At 68.2% G+C, this 16713-nt stretch carries 20 protein-coding genes; 10 read left to right on the top strand and 10 right to left on the bottom strand.

All coding sequences use genetic code 11. From position 1 onward, the window contains the following. Window positions 1-31: 31 nt before the first annotated feature. The 7 genes from ACXJY8_RS03925 (at window position 32) to ACXJY8_RS03895 (ending at window position 4989) form a co-directional block, all read left to right on the top strand. Window positions 32-601, top strand: coding sequence for a type 1 glutamine amidotransferase domain-containing protein (locus ACXJY8_RS03925; RefSeq protein ID WP_463776198.1), 570 nt, complete (start codon window positions 32-34; stop codon window positions 599-601). 56 nt (window positions 602-657) lie between these two features. Further along, window positions 658-1422 carry a meso-2,3-butanediol dehydrogenase gene (gene budC / locus ACXJY8_RS03920; RefSeq protein WP_463776195.1) on the top strand — a complete coding sequence of 255 codons (765 nt, stop codon included), beginning with the start codon at window positions 658-660 and terminating at the stop codon, window positions 1420-1422. A 58-nt stretch (window positions 1423-1480) separates the two neighbouring features. After that, window positions 1481-2287 (top strand): SDR family NAD(P)-dependent oxidoreductase, encoded by an 807-nt coding sequence (locus tag ACXJY8_RS03915; protein ID WP_463776193.1) that lies wholly within the window; start codon window positions 1481-1483, stop codon window positions 2285-2287. 393 nt (window positions 2288-2680) lie between these two features. Next, window positions 2681-2938 carry a hypothetical protein gene (locus ACXJY8_RS03910; protein ID WP_463776191.1) on the top strand — a complete coding sequence of 86 codons (258 nt, stop codon included), beginning with the start codon at window positions 2681-2683 and terminating at the stop codon, window positions 2936-2938. 422 nt (window positions 2939-3360) lie between these two features. Beyond that, window positions 3361-3840, top strand: a complete 480-nt coding sequence (locus ACXJY8_RS03905) for a hypothetical protein (protein ID WP_463776189.1) — start codon at window positions 3361-3363, stop codon at window positions 3838-3840. A gap of 184 nt (window positions 3841-4024) precedes the next feature. Further along, on the top strand, window positions 4025-4546 hold the full coding sequence (locus ACXJY8_RS03900; RefSeq protein WP_463776186.1) for a hypothetical protein: 522 nt from the start codon (window positions 4025-4027) through the stop codon (window positions 4544-4546). A 2-nt stretch (window positions 4547-4548) separates the two neighbouring features. Then, window positions 4549-4989: a DUF421 domain-containing protein gene (locus ACXJY8_RS03895; protein WP_463776183.1), complete on the top strand. Its 441-nt coding sequence runs from the start codon at window positions 4549-4551 to the stop codon at window positions 4987-4989. Between the two features lie 223 nt (window positions 4990-5212). On the opposite strand, the gene ACXJY8_RS03890 is transcribed toward ACXJY8_RS03895, so the two are convergent. The 5 genes from ACXJY8_RS03890 to ACXJY8_RS03870 form a co-directional block, all read right to left on the bottom strand. Beyond that, on the bottom strand, window positions 5213-6214 hold the full coding sequence (locus tag ACXJY8_RS03890; protein ID WP_463776181.1) for a CobW family GTP-binding protein: 1002 nt from the start codon (window positions 6212-6214) through the stop codon (window positions 5213-5215). Continuing rightward, window positions 6211-6537 (bottom strand): hypothetical protein, encoded by a 327-nt coding sequence (locus ACXJY8_RS03885; RefSeq protein ID WP_463776178.1) that lies wholly within the window; start codon window positions 6535-6537, stop codon window positions 6211-6213. Before ACXJY8_RS03885 ends, ACXJY8_RS03890 begins: the two co-directional genes overlap by 4 nt. Window positions 6538-6592: 55 nt before the next feature. Further along, on the bottom strand, window positions 6593-7474 hold the full coding sequence (locus tag ACXJY8_RS03880) for a polysaccharide deacetylase family protein (protein WP_463776174.1): 882 nt from the start codon (window positions 7472-7474) through the stop codon (window positions 6593-6595). Window positions 7475-7530: 56 nt separating this feature from the next. After that, entirely contained in the window at window positions 7531-8157 is a 627-nt protein-coding gene (locus ACXJY8_RS03875) for a DsbA family oxidoreductase (protein ID WP_463776170.1), read from the bottom strand. Window positions 8158-8229: 72 nt separating this feature from the next. Next, window positions 8230-9330 (bottom strand): oxidoreductase, encoded by a 1101-nt coding sequence (locus ACXJY8_RS03870; RefSeq protein ID WP_463776167.1) that lies wholly within the window; start codon window positions 9328-9330, stop codon window positions 8230-8232. Between the two features lie 105 nt (window positions 9331-9435). Here ACXJY8_RS03870 and ACXJY8_RS03865 point away from each other — a divergent pair, with 105 nt between their 5' ends. Beyond that, entirely contained in the window at window positions 9436-10341 is a 906-nt protein-coding gene (locus ACXJY8_RS03865; RefSeq protein WP_463776166.1) for a LysR family transcriptional regulator, read from the top strand. A 227-nt stretch (window positions 10342-10568) separates the two neighbouring features. Here ACXJY8_RS03865 and ACXJY8_RS03860 read toward each other — a convergent pair whose 3' ends face one another. From ACXJY8_RS03860 to ACXJY8_RS03840, 5 genes are all read right to left on the bottom strand, one after another. Then, a complete protein-coding gene (locus ACXJY8_RS03860) occupies window positions 10569-11387 on the bottom strand; it encodes a DUF3658 domain-containing protein (RefSeq protein WP_463776165.1) in 819 nt (272 codons plus the stop codon). 112 nt (window positions 11388-11499) lie between these two features. Next, a complete protein-coding gene (locus tag ACXJY8_RS03855; protein ID WP_463776164.1) occupies window positions 11500-12084 on the bottom strand; it encodes a hypothetical protein in 585 nt (194 codons plus the stop codon). A 237-nt stretch (window positions 12085-12321) separates the two neighbouring features. Beyond that, a complete protein-coding gene (locus ACXJY8_RS03850) occupies window positions 12322-12702 on the bottom strand; it encodes a hypothetical protein (RefSeq protein WP_463776163.1) in 381 nt (126 codons plus the stop codon). A gap of 36 nt (window positions 12703-12738) precedes the next feature. Beyond that, window positions 12739-13659 carry an alpha/beta hydrolase gene (locus tag ACXJY8_RS03845; RefSeq protein WP_463776162.1) on the bottom strand — a complete coding sequence of 307 codons (921 nt, stop codon included), beginning with the start codon at window positions 13657-13659 and terminating at the stop codon, window positions 12739-12741. Continuing rightward, window positions 13656-14327 carry a hypothetical protein gene (locus ACXJY8_RS03840; RefSeq protein WP_463776161.1) on the bottom strand — a complete coding sequence of 224 codons (672 nt, stop codon included), beginning with the start codon at window positions 14325-14327 and terminating at the stop codon, window positions 13656-13658. Before ACXJY8_RS03840 ends, ACXJY8_RS03845 begins: the two co-directional genes overlap by 4 nt. A 211-nt stretch (window positions 14328-14538) precedes the next feature. Here ACXJY8_RS03840 and ACXJY8_RS03835 point away from each other — a divergent pair, with 211 nt between their 5' ends. Continuing rightward, a complete protein-coding gene (locus tag ACXJY8_RS03835; RefSeq protein WP_463776160.1) occupies window positions 14539-15267 on the top strand; it encodes a response regulator in 729 nt (242 codons plus the stop codon). Next, window positions 15264-16640: a sensor histidine kinase gene (locus ACXJY8_RS03830; RefSeq protein WP_463776159.1), complete on the top strand. Its 1377-nt coding sequence runs from the start codon at window positions 15264-15266 to the stop codon at window positions 16638-16640. The genes ACXJY8_RS03835 and ACXJY8_RS03830 overlap by 4 nt, the downstream gene beginning before the upstream one ends. The last annotated feature ends 73 nt before the right edge of the window (window positions 16641-16713 follow it).

Below are 16713 nucleotides of genomic sequence, written 5' to 3'. Positions count from 1 at the left end.
CATCTTGACGCCGCGCACAGAGGAGCCAACCATGACCCTTCAGGGCAAGACCATCGCCATCCTGATCGCCCCTCGGGGGACGGAGGAGCCGGAGTTCACCAAGCCCCGCGAGGCGCTGCTCGCAGCCGGCGCGACCGTCACAGTGGTTGGGCTTGAGGCGGGCGAGGCCGAGACGGTCAACAACGACCTCGACCCGGCTGGGAAGTATCCGATCGACAAGGTCATCGACGGCGTGTCCGCCTCAGACTTCGACGGGCTCGTCATCCCCGGCGGCAGTGTGGGGGCCGACAAGCTCCGCGGCAGCGAGGCCGTGGTCGGCTTCGTCCGGGACTTCTTTCAGCAGGCCAAGCCGGTCGGTGTCATCTGCCACGGGCCCTGGACGTTGGTGGAGGCCGACGTCGTGAAAGGCCGTAAGCTGACCTCCTTCCCAACCGTGAAGACCGACATCCGTAACGCGGGCGGGGAATGGGTCGACGCGGAGGTGGTGGTCGACAAGGGCCTCGTCACAAGTCGCAACCCACACGACCTGCCGGCCTTCTGCGCAAAGATCGTCGAGGAGTTCGCCGAGGGGCCTCATCTGGACCAAGCCCGCAGCGCCTGAACCTGTCCCATGCCAGGGCGCCGACGGATTGCCCGGCCCAAGTCCCAGGAACCGCGATGTCGCGTTTCTCCGGTAAGGTCGTATTAGTCACGGGTGCCGCATCCGGAATCGGCGAGGCCGCCGCGCGCCGCTTCGGCGAGGAGGGAGCGAGCCTCGTTCTTGCAGACATGAACCGCGAGGGCCTGGACCGGGTCGCCGCCGAGATCGGGGCCGACAGGACGCTGGCCCGGGTTGCCGATGTCTCAAATGTCGACCGGTGCCAAGAAGTGGTCTCGGCCGCAATCGGGCGCTTCGGTCGCCTTGATGTACTCGTCAATAACGCCGGGAAGGATCACCTGGGGCGCGTCGATGAGGGCGACATCAATGACTTCTCAACGATCATCGAAACCGATCTGTACGGCGTTTTCTACATGACGCGGTTCGCCCTGCCGCATCTGCGCGAGAGTTGTGGGTGCATCATTAACGTCTCCTCGGTGTCCGGGCTCGGCGGCGACTGGAATCATAGCTTTTACTGCGCCGCCAAGGGTGCAGTGACCAACTTTACCCGCGCGGTGGCGATGGACGAGGCGGCCCATGGGGTCCGGGTGAACGCGGTCAACCCGACGCTGGTCTACACGCCATTCACCGCCGGGATGCAGGACCAGCCCGAGCTTGTGGACAAGTTTAACGAGCGCATCCCGTTGGGACGGGGCGCCCAGCCGGACGACATCAGCGGGGTCATCGCCTTCCTCGCCAGCGAAGACGCGCGCTTCGTCACCGGGGTGAACCTACCAGTGGACGGTGGCATCTCGGCTTCGAACGGCCAGCGGAAGCTTATCTGAACTACGCCCCGGCGCTTGATGCCGGTCGACTGAGCCCTGCATTCACAAGGAGAAAGCCATGGATTTCGGAATCAAGGGGCGGGTCGCTGTCGTCACCGGCGCCAAGTCGGGCATGGGCCGCTCGACGGCCGAACACCTGCTGCGTGAGGGGGTCCATGTCGTTCTGACCGACAAGGAAGGCCCCGAGTTGCAGGCCACCGCCGTGGAGCTGGCGGCGCTAGGTCAGGTGCGCGCGGTCGAGGCCGACCTCAGCGGAGCTAAGGGAATCGAGATACTCGCCGCCTTCGCCAACATGGCTTTCGACGACAAGCCGACCATTCTCGTCTGCGCGGCAGGCATCACCGGGGCATCGGGCGACTTCCTTGAACTTACGGACGACGACTGGCTTGAGGCGTTGCAGACTGACCTCATGGCCGGGGTTCGCGCAACCAGGGCCTTCATCCCACACATGCGCAAAGCGGGCTGGGGCCGCGTCGTGCTGTTCTCCTCGGAGGATGCGGTTCATCCGTATATCGAGGAGCTTCCGTACGCCGCCGCCAAGGCTGGCGTCCTGAACCTGGCGAAGGGTCTATCGAAGGCCTACGGCCCGGACGGCGTCCTCGTGAACGCGGTCGGCCCGGCGTTTATCGCGACACCGATGACCGATGCCCAGATGGAGAAAAAGGCGAAGGAGAAGGGCATCACGTTCGACGAGGCGATCAAGCTGACCCTTGACGAGGAGCGCCCTGGCATCGTCGCCAAGCGTCGCGGCCGTACCGAGGAAGTCGCCGCTGCGGTCACGTTCCTCTGTTCGGAACACGCCAGCTTCATCACCGGCGAGTTTCTCAGAGTCGACGGCGGCTCCGTCATGACCATGGGGGCCTAAGTCTCCATTGCAGGTCAAGCGCCGTTCGGTGCCGAAGGACTCACTGCGTGGCTGCTTTTTGGCTGCTTGTTTCCTCGCAGCAATGACTGGGTTGGGTCAGGACCCGTCCGTCCGTTCTACGACCGGGTCGGGTGGATTTCCGCCGGTCCGCTTCGAAAGATAAGTCCGGGACGGCGGACATTGGCTTTCGAAACGCTGATCCGAGATGTTGCGTCGGGCGACGACCACACGCTTCAGCGACAGGCCGGCCCCTACGGATCTTCGGAGCCGGCGCGGGACCTGTTTCGAACGGATATCGAGCTTGTGAAGCCGGGAGACGGAAACGCGACGAGGGCGATCTGCTTATCCCCGGTCGCCCGCGACAGCGCGGACGCCGGATTGAGGTCCTCCTCCATGAAAACGCTTCTCCTGGCCGGTCTGGCCACCCTGATGCTGTCCCCGGCCATGGCACAAAGCGGCGGGGTTCCCCGCCAGCCCGGCACCGACGGCGCGACCGTCGTGCGGGAGCCCAACAGCACCGGTAACGATCGCGACCTCGTCATCTCGCGCGGCGCGACGGGCGCGGACACCATCGAGACGGACTCGGCCGCCGGCGGCAATGCCGGGCGTCCCGAGCAGGCTATCCCGAACAGCAGCGCCGGCGGGCGTTGATCCCCGGCAGGCTCAGGCCGCCGGTTCATGCCGGCGGGCTGGGTCTGGCCCGCACATTCGCCGATCGCCGGGCGTGCCGTGATCGCCGGGCGTGCCATGTCTCCCAGCCTCCGGGGTTCCGGCGACGCTCACGCCCGATGAGGTGGCGGAGCGCGCATCCGGTGCCGGCGTGGCTGAAGCCTGCCATGGCGGGGTGCAGAGCGTTCTTCCGCCTGCTCCGCGATGTCGACACGGGGTGCGGCTCCCTAACGGGAGCTGAATGGTCCGGTTCAGGATGGGTTGGGAGCCCTGACCTAGAAAGCCCGCAACCCCAGCAGGGGCGGGCGCCGCCTTCCATCGGCGCTTCACGGACAGGGCCCGTCCGGGCACGGCGAGAATCCCGTGCGCCAGGCCGGCAAACGACATCCTGAGGAATATTTCCCATGAACGACATGCAGACCGTCACCGGCACCGTCTGGGCCGTCTTCGGCCACCGCTTCGCCCTCGAGGGCAAGGACGGCCCGGTCCTCGCCGACCTGGGGCCGAAGGGGGCCGAGGGCATCGCGATCGCCCAGGGCGACAGGATCACGATCCAGGGCGCGCGCAAGCCCTCCGAGATCAAGGTGTTCTCCATCACCCTCGCGGACGGCACCACGCGCGACATCCCGTGGCCGAAGAAGCCTCAGGAGGCCGACGGCAAGGGGGACGGCAAGGGGGACGGCAAGGGTGCGGACGGCAGGCACGGACCGGCGGACCCGGCCGCCGCGCTCGCCGCGGTCGCGGCCGAGGGCTACGCCGTCGAGGGGGAGCCCAAGCGCAAGCCGAAGCACTTCGAGATCGTCGGAGCGAAGGACGGGGTCCGTCACGAGATCCACGTCGAGTTCGATGGAAAGATCCGGAAGGCCAATCCGCTCGCCGCCTGAGTCGCCGAGCCGAATCACAGCCGGATCCCGGCGGGCGTGATCCGGCCCCGCCGACCGGACGGAGCGATCACGATCCCGCGTCATCGCCGATAACGGCGCTTCGTTCAGGGACCCGACGGCAGGTCCGACGACTTGGCTCCCGTCCAGGGCGGTCCCGCCCATACCCATGCCCAAGGAAGACATCTTGGAAGTCATCCATCCCGACCCGCCGATGCGCGAGGAGATCGCGCGCGGCTTCTACCCGGCGTTCGAGGTCAGGTGGCGCAGGGCCGAGGTGATCGGCCGATGGGTCATGGTCGCCTTCGTCGCCGCCAACGTCCTAGGGGCGTTCGGCCAGGGGCTGTTCAGCGAGCGCGAGGCCGCCAACGCCGATGCCTCGATCAAGCTCCGCTACGAGCCGGTCGTCCGGTTCGGAGCCCCCACCAAGGTCCAGTTCGACACCCGCGTCCCGCCGGGCGGCGATAAGGTCGCCGTGACCATGGCCAAGGGCCTCGCGGACCATTTCGGGCTGGAGAGCATCATTCCCCGCCCCTCGCGCTGGGAGGCCGGCGCCGACAGCATCCGCCTGGAGTTCCCGGTGGTGAAGGGTCAGGAGCGGGTCGCGATCCTGTTCGCGGGCTCGCCCGGCTTTCGCGGTGGCGTCGAACTCTGGGCGCGTCTGGACGCGGGCGAGACCCTGTCCTGGTCGCAGTATTCGGTCCCGTAGCCATGAGCACCGTCTTCAAGGCCGCGGCGGCCTACCTCGTCGTCCTCTTCGTCATCCGCCTCATCGGGCGCCGAACCGCCAGCCAGCAGGCCCCCATCGACATGGTGGTGCTGTTCCTGTTCGGCGGCATGAGCGTCAGCGCCGTGCTCGGCGACGACAAGTCGTTCGTGGGCGCCATGAGCGCGATCTTCACGGTCGGCCTGATGCACGTGGCCGTGTCGTGGCTGAAGCTGCGCTACATCTGGTTCGAGCGCATCTGCGATGGCACGCCCATCGTCGTCTATCGCGACGGCGACTGGGACGAGACCCAGATGCGGCGCCTGCGGATGCAGCAGGCCGACGTGCGCACGGCCGCCCGGCAGCAGGGCCTCGAAGACATGGACCAGGTCGGCGTCGCCATTGTCGAGCGCGACGGCAAAGTGTCGATCGTCGAGAAGGCGTAGCACCCATCGCAAGGCGTTGGGTGCCGGGTGCCGCCGGCCCCGAAGCGAGTCGTGAGGGGCGCCCGCTTTCGAGCGCGACGTGGGTCAGTCGATATGGCGGGGTTGGGTCGGGACCCGTCTGTCCGCTCTACGACCACGTCGGGTGGATTTCGGCAGGTCCGCTTCGGGGTGGGAGTTGGCAGAAGCAGGCACTGCCATCGCGCTCGCTCGCGAGGGCTTTCGCTCAAGCAGCGCTTCCGCGGGCAGTGACCCGGCGGGACATCGCGTCGAAGGCGCGGAAAGATGCCTCGATCCTCGCGTGGTCCAGTCCATGGACGATGAAGACGAGGCGCGACGCCCTGCGCCCGTCCGGCCAGCGCTCCAGATGAACCGGCGAGTGGACCAGACGCTGGACGCCGTGCACGGCCACCGGGCGCTCTTCGCCCTGGAGGTTCAGGATGCCCTTCACGCGGAAGACGTTCTCCCCGTGCCGGTCGAGGAGCATGGTCAGCCAGAGGCCGAACCCCGTCCAATCGATGGGTTCTTCGATTTCTAGGTAGAAGGAGGTCACGGGCGTCTCGGCAAGGAACGTGGCGTGGCCGTGGTGCGGGAGCGAGACGGCGGGTGCAGTCGGCGTGTCGCTTGCTTCGGCGAGGAAGTCCGCGGCGGTTGCCTCGGACGCCGTCACCACCCGGGCGGATGGGTTCACCGAGGCGAGGCGGGCAACCATGTCCGAGACCCTGCCGGGCGCGGCCAAGTCGGTCTTGGTCAGCACCAGCAGGTCCGCCGCTCCGATCTGGCGCAGCGCCTCCAGCCGCGTGTCGAGCAGGCCAAGGGCATTCACCGCATCGACCGTCGTTACGACGCCGGCGTTGCGGTAGTGGCTGCGCAGCACCGGATGGGACCGGACCGTCGACAGGGCCGGATAGGGGTCGGCCATGCCCGTGGTCTCGATTGCCACGCGGTCGAAGAAGGGCACCTCGCCTCGGGCGCGTCGCGCGTGCAGGGCGAGCAAGGCTTCCGCGAGCTCCCCGCGCACCGTGCAGCAGAGGCAGCCCGACTTCAGCAGCACCACGGTGTCGTCGACGCGCTCCAGAAGCTCATGGTCGAGCCCGATCTCACCGAACTCGTTGACGAGCACGGCCGCGCCGGCCATCGCGGGATCGGCGAGCATGCGGCGCAGCAGCGTCGTCTTGCCCGAGCCGAGAAACCCCGTGAGGAGATGGACGGGTGTCGGCCCGCTCATCGGATGGCCTCGACCGACGCGATGAAGTCGGGATCGAGTGGGTCGAAGGGACGTCCCGCCAGCGCCCCCGCCTCGGACCAGAGATGCGAGAGGGCATCGAAGATCCGGGTGCTTCCGGTCGGCGAGGCCAGGACGTAGGACCGCGCCTGCCACTCGGACAGGCGGAGGCGGCGCGTGGACAGGAGGGCGTTGGCGACGGCGAGGCGCCGCGCGGCCTCGCGCCGTCGGGTGATGCGGTCGGTGTTGCGCGTGTAGACGCCCGGCCGCGCCACCGCGCTCGTCCAGTGGTCGTCGCATCCGAGAACGCCGCAGAGGGAGCACATGGCGCGAAGCCTTCCGTTACCGGGCCGGGCGGGCGAGGCCCCGCCCGGCCGTGGTTCACTTGCCGCGGGGCTGACGCTTGGCGAAGTCGTCCGCCATCTCGTCCATGGTCACGAAGCGCACCCCAGCATGCCCCTTGATGTGCTCGTAGAGCCGCTCAAGCATCATGAGCACCTGCGGGCGTCCCGCCACATCCGGATGGATGGTGATCGGGAACACGGCGTAGTCCATTTCCCGGTAGACCCAGTCGAACTGGTCGCGCCACATCTCTTCGAGGTGCCGCGGGTTGACGAAGCCGTGACTGTTCGGGGACTTCTTGATGAACATCATCGGCGGGAGGTCGTCGAGGTACCAGTTCGCCGGGATCTCGATCAGGTCCGTCTCGTCGCCTCGCACGAGCGGCCGCATCCAGTCGGACGGCTTGCCCGCGTAGTCGATCTTCGTCCAGGCGTCGCCGACGCGCACGTAGTAGGGCGTGAAGTCGTTGTGCATCAAGGAGTGGTCGTACTTGATGCCCTTCTTGAGCAGGAGCTCGTTCGTGACGTTGGAAAATTCCCACCACGGCGCGACGTAGCCGGTCGGTTGCTTACCCGACAGCTCCGCGATCAGGGCAATGCACTTGTCGAGGACTTCCTCTTCCTGCTCCGGCGTCATGGCTATCGGGTTCTCGTGCGAGTACCCGTGGATGCCGATCTCGTGGCCGGCCTCGGCCACAGCCTTCATCTCTTTCGGGAACGTCTCAACCGAGTGGCCCGGGATGAACCAGGTGGTCTTGATGCCCCACCTGTCGAAGAGCTTCAGCAGGCGTGGCGCGCCGACCTCGCCGGCGAACAGTCCCCGCGAGATGTCGTCCGGGGAGTCCTCGCCTCCGTAGGAACCGAGCCAACCCGCCACCGCGTCGACGTCGACACCGAAGCCGACCAGGATTTCCTTTGCCATGATGCGCTTCCTCTCCCTCATACAGGACGGCCCTTGTTCCTGGCCGCCGCAGTGGACTACGTGACTTGGCGCAGGATCTCGGCACGCAGCACCTCAGGCTGTGGCATGCCCGAGAACAGCCGGTTGCCGACGGCTGCCGAGGGGACGGCGCGGATGCCCGCCTCCCGCGCTTCCAGCAATGCCGCGTCATGGCGTGCGCCATGGAGCGGCGACGCGAGAACCGCGTCGAGGCCAGCAGGATCGAGGCCAAGCCCCTCGATGACCGCCTTGAGCACGTCGGTGTCGCCGATGTCGCGATCCTCCTGGAAGAAGGCGCGCAGGACCGCGTCCACGTAGGCATCGCCCCGCCCGTGCTCGACGGCATACTGGAGGCCGAGGAACGCCTTGCGGGTGTACGGTTGCGGAGAGACCGTCGGAAGCCGGATCGGGACGCCCAACCGCTCGGCGGCGGGGTAGACGCCGTGCTTCCAGGCCGTGGGGAGGTAGTCGTCCTCCGGCCGCAGCGTGGGAGTCGGATAGGGGCGCAGCTCGAAGGGCATCCAGACGATGTCCACGTCGAGCCCGTCGGTGGCGGCCCGGATGAGCTGCTCCCCCAGGAGGCAGTACGGACAGACGAAGTCGATCCAGACGTGGATCTTCGTGCGGGCAGGCTTCACGGTCGCCGTGCCAAGATCATCGCTCATGGTTCATGCTCCACGTTCGCCTATACGGCACGGGGGCCTGTCGGCTTTCCGCGCCCTTTCGTTTTGCACCCCTCAGGCGGCCAACTCGCTCGGCTTGATGTTGGCGATGGGTCCGAGGATGGCGGGGTCGAACGCGGCCACCTCCCGCTCCGCCCTGACACGGTTCGGGAAGTCCGGGTTGGCGAGCGCGGCCTTGCCGAGGGCCACGATATCCGCCCCGGCGGCCATGACCTCCTGCGCCCGCGCCGCATCCTGCACGCCGCCGTTGGCGATCAGCGGGACATGCGGCGCGTAGCGGCGGGCCAGCGCGACGAGGCTGTCGCGACCGCCCTCGAAGGCAGGCTCCCATACCTTGTGCTCGGTGACGTGGATGTAGCTGGCCCCGGCTTCGGCGAGCGTGCCGAAGATGGCTTCGGCGTCCTGATCGCGGCCCGCCCACTTGTGGACGAAGTCGTTGACCTTGCCCTGGGAGATGCGCACGCCGACCGGCACGTTGGTCCCGACCCTGGCCCGCACGGCCTCGAACACGGCGCGCACGAGCGTGGTGCGCCGAAGCGTATCGCCACCCCACCGGTCGTTGCGCCGGTTGGCGTAGTCGCTCAGGAACTGGTCAATGAGGTAGCCGTTCGCGCCATGAATCTCGACGCCGTCGAAGCCAGCCGACACGGCCCGTGCCGCCGACGCGGCGAAGCCTTCGACCGCGTCGGCGATCTGCTCCTCGGTCATGGCTGCGGGCATCGGGTAGGCGCCCTCGCCGTAGTAGAACTCCATCTGGTGGCCCTTGGGCTGCACGGCCGAGGGACCGACGGTGGCATCGCGAAAACGGTTGCCCTGGCTGATCGCGCCGGCATGCATGAGCTGGGCGACGAAGCGGGCGCCGTGCCGATGCACGGCGTCGACCACCGGCCGCCAGGCATGGGCCTGGCCGTCGTCGGTGATGCCAGGCTGGTTGAGGTAGCCCTGGGCGAACGCCTGGTCGGTGTAGATGCCCTCAGTGACCACGAGGCCGAAGCCGCCGCGGGCGAACCGCTCGTAGTAGCGGGCCATCGTCTCGGTGGCGGTTCCGTCCTCGGAGGCGCTCACGCGGGTCATCGGAGCGACCGCGAAGCGGTTACGCAGCGAGACGCCACTTATATCAGTCTCGGTGAAAAGGCTGTCCCTGTTCGCGCTCATGTCTGACCTCCGACCTGCTCTCTCAGCTCGATTGAGAGCAAATTAACCGCCGGGTCATCCACTCTGTAGCCAGGATGGACGATAAGCATTTTATCGCTCAATGATATGCCGATGAACCTCGCGGATGTGGCCCTGTTCTGCGCCATCGTCACGACCGGCAGCCTTTCGGCCGCGGGGCGGCAGGCGGGACTATCCCCGATGGCGGTCAGTCGGCGCCTGGCGGCGCTGGAACTTGAGCTGGGGGTGCGCCTGATCCACCGCACCACGCGATCCGTCGCGCTGACGGCGGACGGCGAGACGTTCCTGCCGCTCGCGCAGACGATGCTGGAAGCGCGGGAGGCGGCGAGCGCGGCTTTTTCCGAACATCACGAGGGCCTGAGCGGCATCTTGCGCGTGACTGCGCCCCATCGCATCGGCCGAGCCCTCGTCGTGCCCCTGGTCGTCCGGCTGATGGCGGAGAACCCGCGCCTCAAGCTGGACCTGACCTTCTCGGACGGGATCGTGGACATCGTGGCCGCGGGAATCGACGTGGCGATCAGGGTGGCGACCCTGCCGGCCTCCGAACTGGTCGCCGTGCGGGTTGCGGACAACCCACGAATCCTGTGCGCCGCGCCGGCCTACCTCGCGGCGCACGGTTGCCCCGGGAGTCTCGCGGACCTCGATGCGCACGCCTGCCTGACGCTGCACGCGATGGACGCGTGGACATTCGCCCAGGCCGGACATCCAGTCGCCAAGCGCATCAAGGGCAGGCTGGCGGCCAGCAGCGTCGATACGGTGCACGCCGCATGCGTCGCGGGCGCCGGACTCGCGTTGCTGACCTACTGGGACGTGGCGCAGGACCTCGCCGACGGCACTCTCAGGACCGTCACGCTCGACGACGTCGAGCCGGAGCAGTTGGCCATCTGGGCGGTTCTCCCGACCCGGCAGCACATGCCGCCGCGCGTGCGTCGGTTCATCGACGGGCTCAAGTCCGCGTTGATGGTGTCCATTCCAGCCCAGGCGCGGCCATGACGATCAAGCGCCGCGATGTTGCCGGACGGCCGACGAATGGCCGCTTTCGGGAAGCGCTGATGGCGGTTCCTACGACTGTGTTGGGTCGCTATCGGGATGACTGGTCAGGGTGGATTTCCGCCGGTCTGCTTTCGGGTGACAATGCATAGAAACGGACGTTCCCTTAAGTGGGCACACTCACTGCTTCGTGTCAGCAGCCAGACCTTGCCTGGCAGGGCTTCCGTGGCTCAGGTCAGCGAATGGTCGTCGGGCAGGCGAACCAAGTAGTCGCGCATGCCCGGTCCCGATCCGGTGACCTCCAGGGCGTCGGCCTCACCGAGGGCGAGGACACGGGCGAACAGGAGTTCGTCGCCGGTGCCCTGTCCCGGCGAATCCGCCTCGCAATTCAGGTGATTGAGCGCGCGGCCGATCAGCTTGATGAGCAACTCCCGTTCCCGCGTGGTCTGGGCCGTCAGGACGGCATCGAATTGGGATAGCGGCGCAGACACCAATCGGCCGTCGCGCACGATGCGCAGCGGCGCGTTCTCCCGCCGCAACCGCGACCAGGCCTCGACTGCGGCGTCGCTTTCGGCCTGGGAAAACGGGCGGCGCCTCCCGACGAGACTCAACGCCACGATCTCCTCGGGCCGAACCTGGCCGAGGGACCAAACCGGCGAGATCCCGCCGATGGTCGCGAGGTCGAACCCTGTTGCGTCGACGATGTCGAATGGCCGGCCGGCCATTCGTGAGGCGAACTCCAGGAAGCTTGCGTGCTCGCCGGCATCCGTCCGGCAAACCCAGTAGACCGGATGGACGCCGAGCGACGTGGCTTCCGACCAGGGTGCCTCCGGTTCGTGCCAATCGCGGTTCGGGTCGTCGTCGCGCAAGTTCGCCCTGGCCCACACCCGGCGCGCGTCCGCGTCGAGCGTATCGATGGGGCCGACATTTAACGCATGGGAAAGGGCTATGACCCGTCCCGCGCTGCCCTTCAGACGCAGGGCGTCTCGGATGCTGTCGGCCCTGCTCGGTCCCCATGCGACGTGGACGATCTCGACTTCGTCGGTCATTCCGGATCCTTTCCATCCGCACGGTGAGCGATCCAAGCCCGGGCCAAGTATGCACCGGCCCCCCGGCGCGATGATCGGCCGGGAACGGGATCGAGGTAACGGCCGACCCCGATCACCGGACCGCCGTTTCGAGAGCCTGCCGCCAGGTGCTCCACGAGACCGGCAGGTCACCGGAGGCCTGCGGCATGCGCGACGTCTCTGTGGAGCTGCCCGTGAAACCGGCATCGAAGTCGATGGCCTCACCGGCGTAGCGAGACGCCAGGCCGTAGATCGCGCGGCCATGGCAGCTCGCGATCAGCGAGGCGCCTCGGGTGGTCCAGGCGACCGGACCCGCAGCGTCGGCGAAAGCTGTCGACATGATCCAGACCTCGACGGCCTCACGCGCCTGTACGGGCTGCGCGCAGTAGGAGCCATGCTCGCAGTAGTAGCCGCTGATCTCGACCTGTTCCGGCCCGACGAGCGTCAGGAAGATCGACGATGCCTCGCTCCCGCCGGGACCGGGAATGACGCCGTAGGGCACGGCCACATTCACCCTGTGGCCGACGCTCCAATCCTTCGGAAGGATGGCCTCTATCCGCCGCTCCGCCGCATCGGCCGATAAGGGGTCGGCGTCGCCGGCCGAGCACCCACCCGCCCGGTGGCAAGCCCCCTGCGATACGATGGCGAGCACCGTGAGGATCCGGGCGACGGTGGCCAACCGGCCGTCGATCCCACCGAAAGGATGTCGGTCGGCTTCGGGCGAGACGGGCGAATGGTTTCGCGCAGGCAAGGCAGGTCGACATCCCGGCATTGAGGTGCCGGCGGAGATTAGCCCCCCCGTCGCCGGGAGAGAAACACCGCGATGACGGAGCCATCGGCGCGAAGCGCCTTGGGGATCCAAGCCTGTAACGCAGGGTCTCCGGGGCCGAGCGATTGGCTTCCGCGCGCGCCGTGATCACGACGTAAGGCCCGGACAAAGGCGATAGCTTTCGGCGCTTCCGCCGGTCAGGTCGGTGTAGGCCGCTGGGCCGTCGATGCGGATGGTCAAGGGTTCGGTCGCGCGCGCCAGGTCCGGTCCGCCATACTGCCTACAGGTCTGCTCGATCCCGAAGATGGCGCCCTCGTGCATGACGATGTGGGCCCGGCAGTCTCCGGCTTTGGAACTTCCGAGACCGGTGCCGTCGTAGGTCCGCAAGGCGACATTCGGCGGGTCCTTGCAGTCCGTACCGACCGCCACGTAGGATCCGTGGCGGAGCGGAAGGGCGTCGGCCAGGGCTTGGTCGGCGATCAGGACCAAGGCGCATGCGGTCATCGTTCGCAAAAGCGAGCGTGTCATTTTCTCCCTCCGGATTGGGCGGTCCGTACATGGTCATCAGGCCGGCACGCCGGCCTTGGAGAGCCATGCCTCGTACCAATCTGGCCATTGCGTGCTCGGGTTACCCGGCCTCCCCATGCCGAAGCCGTGGCCGCCGCTCGCAAGCGTATGGACCTCAACCCGCACGCCGGCGCGCTCGCAGGCACGGGCCATGATTCGGCTGTTGGCGATGTCCGAGATTGGATCGTCTTCGGCCTGCACCAGGAACACCGGCGGGCAGCGGGCCCGGACATGGGTCTCGACGGACCAGTCCGCGCTAAGGTCGAGTTCGGGGTGGCGGCCGACCAGCTGGACGCGCGTCGACGTGTGGTCGTAGGGCGGCTCAAGGGTGATGATCGGGTAGATCAGCGCCGCCGTGGCGGGATGGGCCGGCAGGGCGTCGGTCGCGTCGCCCGATCGATAGGACGCGAATGCCGACCGCGTCGCGGCGAGGCCCATCAGGTGGCCGCCGGCCGAGAAGCCAAGGACGCCGATCCGGTCCGGAACGACGCCGTATGCGGCGGCCCGCGACCGGATCACGCGTAAGGCGCGCTGCGCGTCCTGGAGCGGGGCCAGCGGTCCGTGGGTCCAGCCCTCCCGGGGCAGGCGGTAGCTCAGAACGAAGGCGGTGATCCCGTGCGCGGCGAGCCAGCGGGCGGCCGGGCGCGCCTCCCTCTCCAACTCGATGCGCTTGTAACCGCCGCCGGCGGCGACCAGCATGGCCGTGCCGTTCGGCCGGGACGACGCGAACACCTCCAGACCGGGAACGGCGATGTTGCTGACGGCGCCCTTTCCGTTGACCGCGGGCGGCCCCCCTGGTCCACCTCCGCCCGGCGGGTCATCCGGCCAGAGCCGAAGGGACGCGGTTCCGGCAACCGCTCGGCCTGCCGCGAGCACGGCGGCGGTCCCGAGTACCAGCGAACGTCGGTCGATGCTCATGGCCGCGCCGGCCGGGACGTTTGCATGGCTTCGGACGATACGGCTCGCGGTCTGCCGAACAGTCGGTTCAGGTAGCCGAAGTAGACCGGCTGCTTCTGCCGAAGCTCCTCGCGGGTGAAGGGCTCGCGCGCCAGTCTGCCGTGCAGGTAGGCACTGGCGGTCATCGCGAAGAACTCGCTCGGGTTCTTCAGGACGTAGGCACCGGCCGGGTAGAATCCGCCCTCCCTGGCCCGCTCGTAGAAGGCCAGGATGTCCGGGTTCCGCTTGCCGTCGGGCAGCATACGGAAGTGGTACACGTGCATGTACTCGTGCAGCAGGATCGGACGGTCGTCGCCCGGGTCCGCGATCGCGATCGCGACGCTTTCGCCGCCGTTGTAGTGGCTGCCCGCGCTCGCGCCGGTCTGCACCACCACCGGGAAGCGTCGCAGGAAAGCCTTGGTGGAAGCGTCAAGGACGGTGGCCTCGACGAGGTCGACCTGATGCTCGGCGGCCCGTCGCAGTTGGGCGAGCTCGGTGTTCGGGACATCCGGGCCCATCTCGATCCGGTAGCCGCGATACGTCTCGCTCCCGTCACCGGATCGAGACGTGGCGGCCGCGACCTCCCGCGGCGCGGCGTCGACCGTGCCTCCGTGGACGGCCATCGTCCCGACCACGGCGAGCGCGGTCACGACATGCCAGAGCGGGGATGCAAGTTGGGCTGGGGCCATGCGTCCGTTGCCTCTCTTCGTCGGGACCCGTCCGAGGGCCTGAGCTGCGATGCGGATGACCGTCGCCCCCGGACCGTTCCTGGATGTGACGGGATGCTCGCGGCATGTAACGTTTTGTGACAGCGGTCGCTTTCGCGTTGCGGCCGGGTCACGGCGGCCTATCCTCGTGGCCATGGCCGACATCACTACCATCGCCATCGTCGAGGACGACGACGACATCCGCACCCAGCTCGCGGGCTACCTTGAGAGCGAGGGGTGCCGCGTCGTAGGCATCGACGGTGGCGCGGGTCTCGACCGGCTTCTCGCGACCGGACCCGCCCCAGACCTGATCGTCCTCGACTGGATGCTGCCGGGCGAGGACGGCCTGTCGATCTGCCGGCGCCTGCGCGAGGCGGGCGGTCCGCCCATCGTGATGCTGACGGCCAAGGACGAGGATATCGACTGGGTCCTCGGTTTGGAGATGGGAGCCGACGACTACGTCTCGAAACCGTTCAATCCCCGCGTGCTGCTCGCGCGCATCCGAGCGGTCCTGCGCCGGGCCAGCGGCGGTGCATCGGCCGCCGATCCCGGTTCGGAGACACTGCGCGTGGCCGACCTCACCGTGGACCTCGCGGCCCGCACCGTGACCAAGGGCGAGCCGGGCACCGTGGTGGCCCTCACCAGTGCCGAGTACGACCTGCTGCACTGCTTCGTCACCCGGCCGCAGCGGGTGCTCTCGCGCGACCAACTCCTCGACTGGACGCGCGGCCGGACGGCGGACGCCTTCGACCGCACCATCGACGTGCAGGTGAGCCGCCTGCGGCACAAGCTCGACGCCTCGGGCAGCGCGGCGGCGGCCCTGCTCAAGACGGTGCGTAACGCCGGCTACATCCTGGCCGCACCGGTGGGACGGGCGATATGATGGGCCGCATCGGCCTGCTCGGCCGAATCATGCTGATCCTGCTCGGCGCGCTTTCGCTGCTGGTGCTCGCAACCGTCGCAGTGGACAAGTGGCAGCGGCATGAGGAAGCCTCGCCCTACGCAACGCGTTTCCCTCGCCTCGATCAGGCCGCCGGCATCATGACCCTGCTGCGGGACGCGGACCCCGCGCAACGCCCGGCGATCCTGAAGGCAGTGAGCGGTGAAGCCCTGAGAGCCGAGATCACGATTGCGCCCCCCGACGAGGCCGCGCTGATCCGGGAACCCGTCCTCGAAGCACGCCTCCATCGGCTGACCGGCGATGCAGCAGGTGGCATCCGCGCCTTCACCACCACCGACATGCTCTACCGCGGCATCGGTCCGACGGACATCGGCACCGGACTACGGCACCGGTCCATCGGCAGTCTCGCACTGGCCACGTACGCCCTCGCGGACGGGCGGACACTGGTCATCACCGCCATCAAGGGGCACCGCTCGCTGATGCCGTGGCTGCTCGGGCAGCCGCTGAGCCTGTGGGTCGCGGCACTCGGCCTTGTCGTCGCCGGCCTCGTCCTCGTCGGCGCGCGCCACGAGCTTGCGCCGTTGCGGCGGCTGACCGAGGCGGTCTCCCGCTTCGACGGTCGTGCTCCCGAACCGGCCCTCGTTCCGCAGGGTGCCCCCGAGATCCGGCGCCTGTCCCAGGCCGTCCAGGCCATGCAGGAGCGCATCGTCGGCCTGATGGGCGAGCGCTCGCTGCTAATCGGCGCGATCTCGCACGACCTGAAGACCTACCTAACCCGTCTGCGGCTGCGGGCCGAGGGCGTGGCCGAACCTGAGCGCCGGGAGCGCCTGGTCGAGGACCTCGAAGCGATGACCGCCCTGCTCGACACCTCGCTCGGTTTCGCGCGGGGTACCGCCGTCGAGGTTGGCCGAACGACGGTCGACCTCGGCGACCTCGTCGCGGTCGAGGTCGCAGAGCACGCCGCGCAGGGGGTGAACATCGGCCTGACCGGCGAGGACGTACCGGATGCCGTGGTCGCCGGCGACGCGGTCGCCCTGCGCCGGGTGGTCGCCAACCTGATCGGCAACGCCGTCAAGTTCGGACGCTCCTCGGTCGCGGTCGCGGTGCAGCGTGCGGGGCCGACCTGTCAGGTCGCGGTCGAGGACGACGGGCCGGGCATTCCGGAAGCGGAGCGGTCGGCGGTGTTCAGCCCGTACTACCGGATCGAGCGCTCCAGGAACCGCGGGACTGGCGGGACGGGTCTGGGGTTGGCCATCGCCCGGCAGATCGCCGAGGCGCATGGCGGCACCGTCGTGGCCGAGGCAACCGCACTCGGCGGCGCCCGGCTCGTCCTGACGCTGCCCGCCATCGCCTGACCACCCAGGCCGTCGTTACAAATCGTTACGCCGGCGCATCCGCCCGTCACATCCGGGAAGAAATCCGGGACGA

It is taken from the genome of Methylobacterium sp. TK31 (assembly GCF_055361545.1).
The sequence above is the reverse complement of the archived record's forward strand: the minus strand, read 5'-3'. Positions and strand labels throughout refer to the sequence as shown.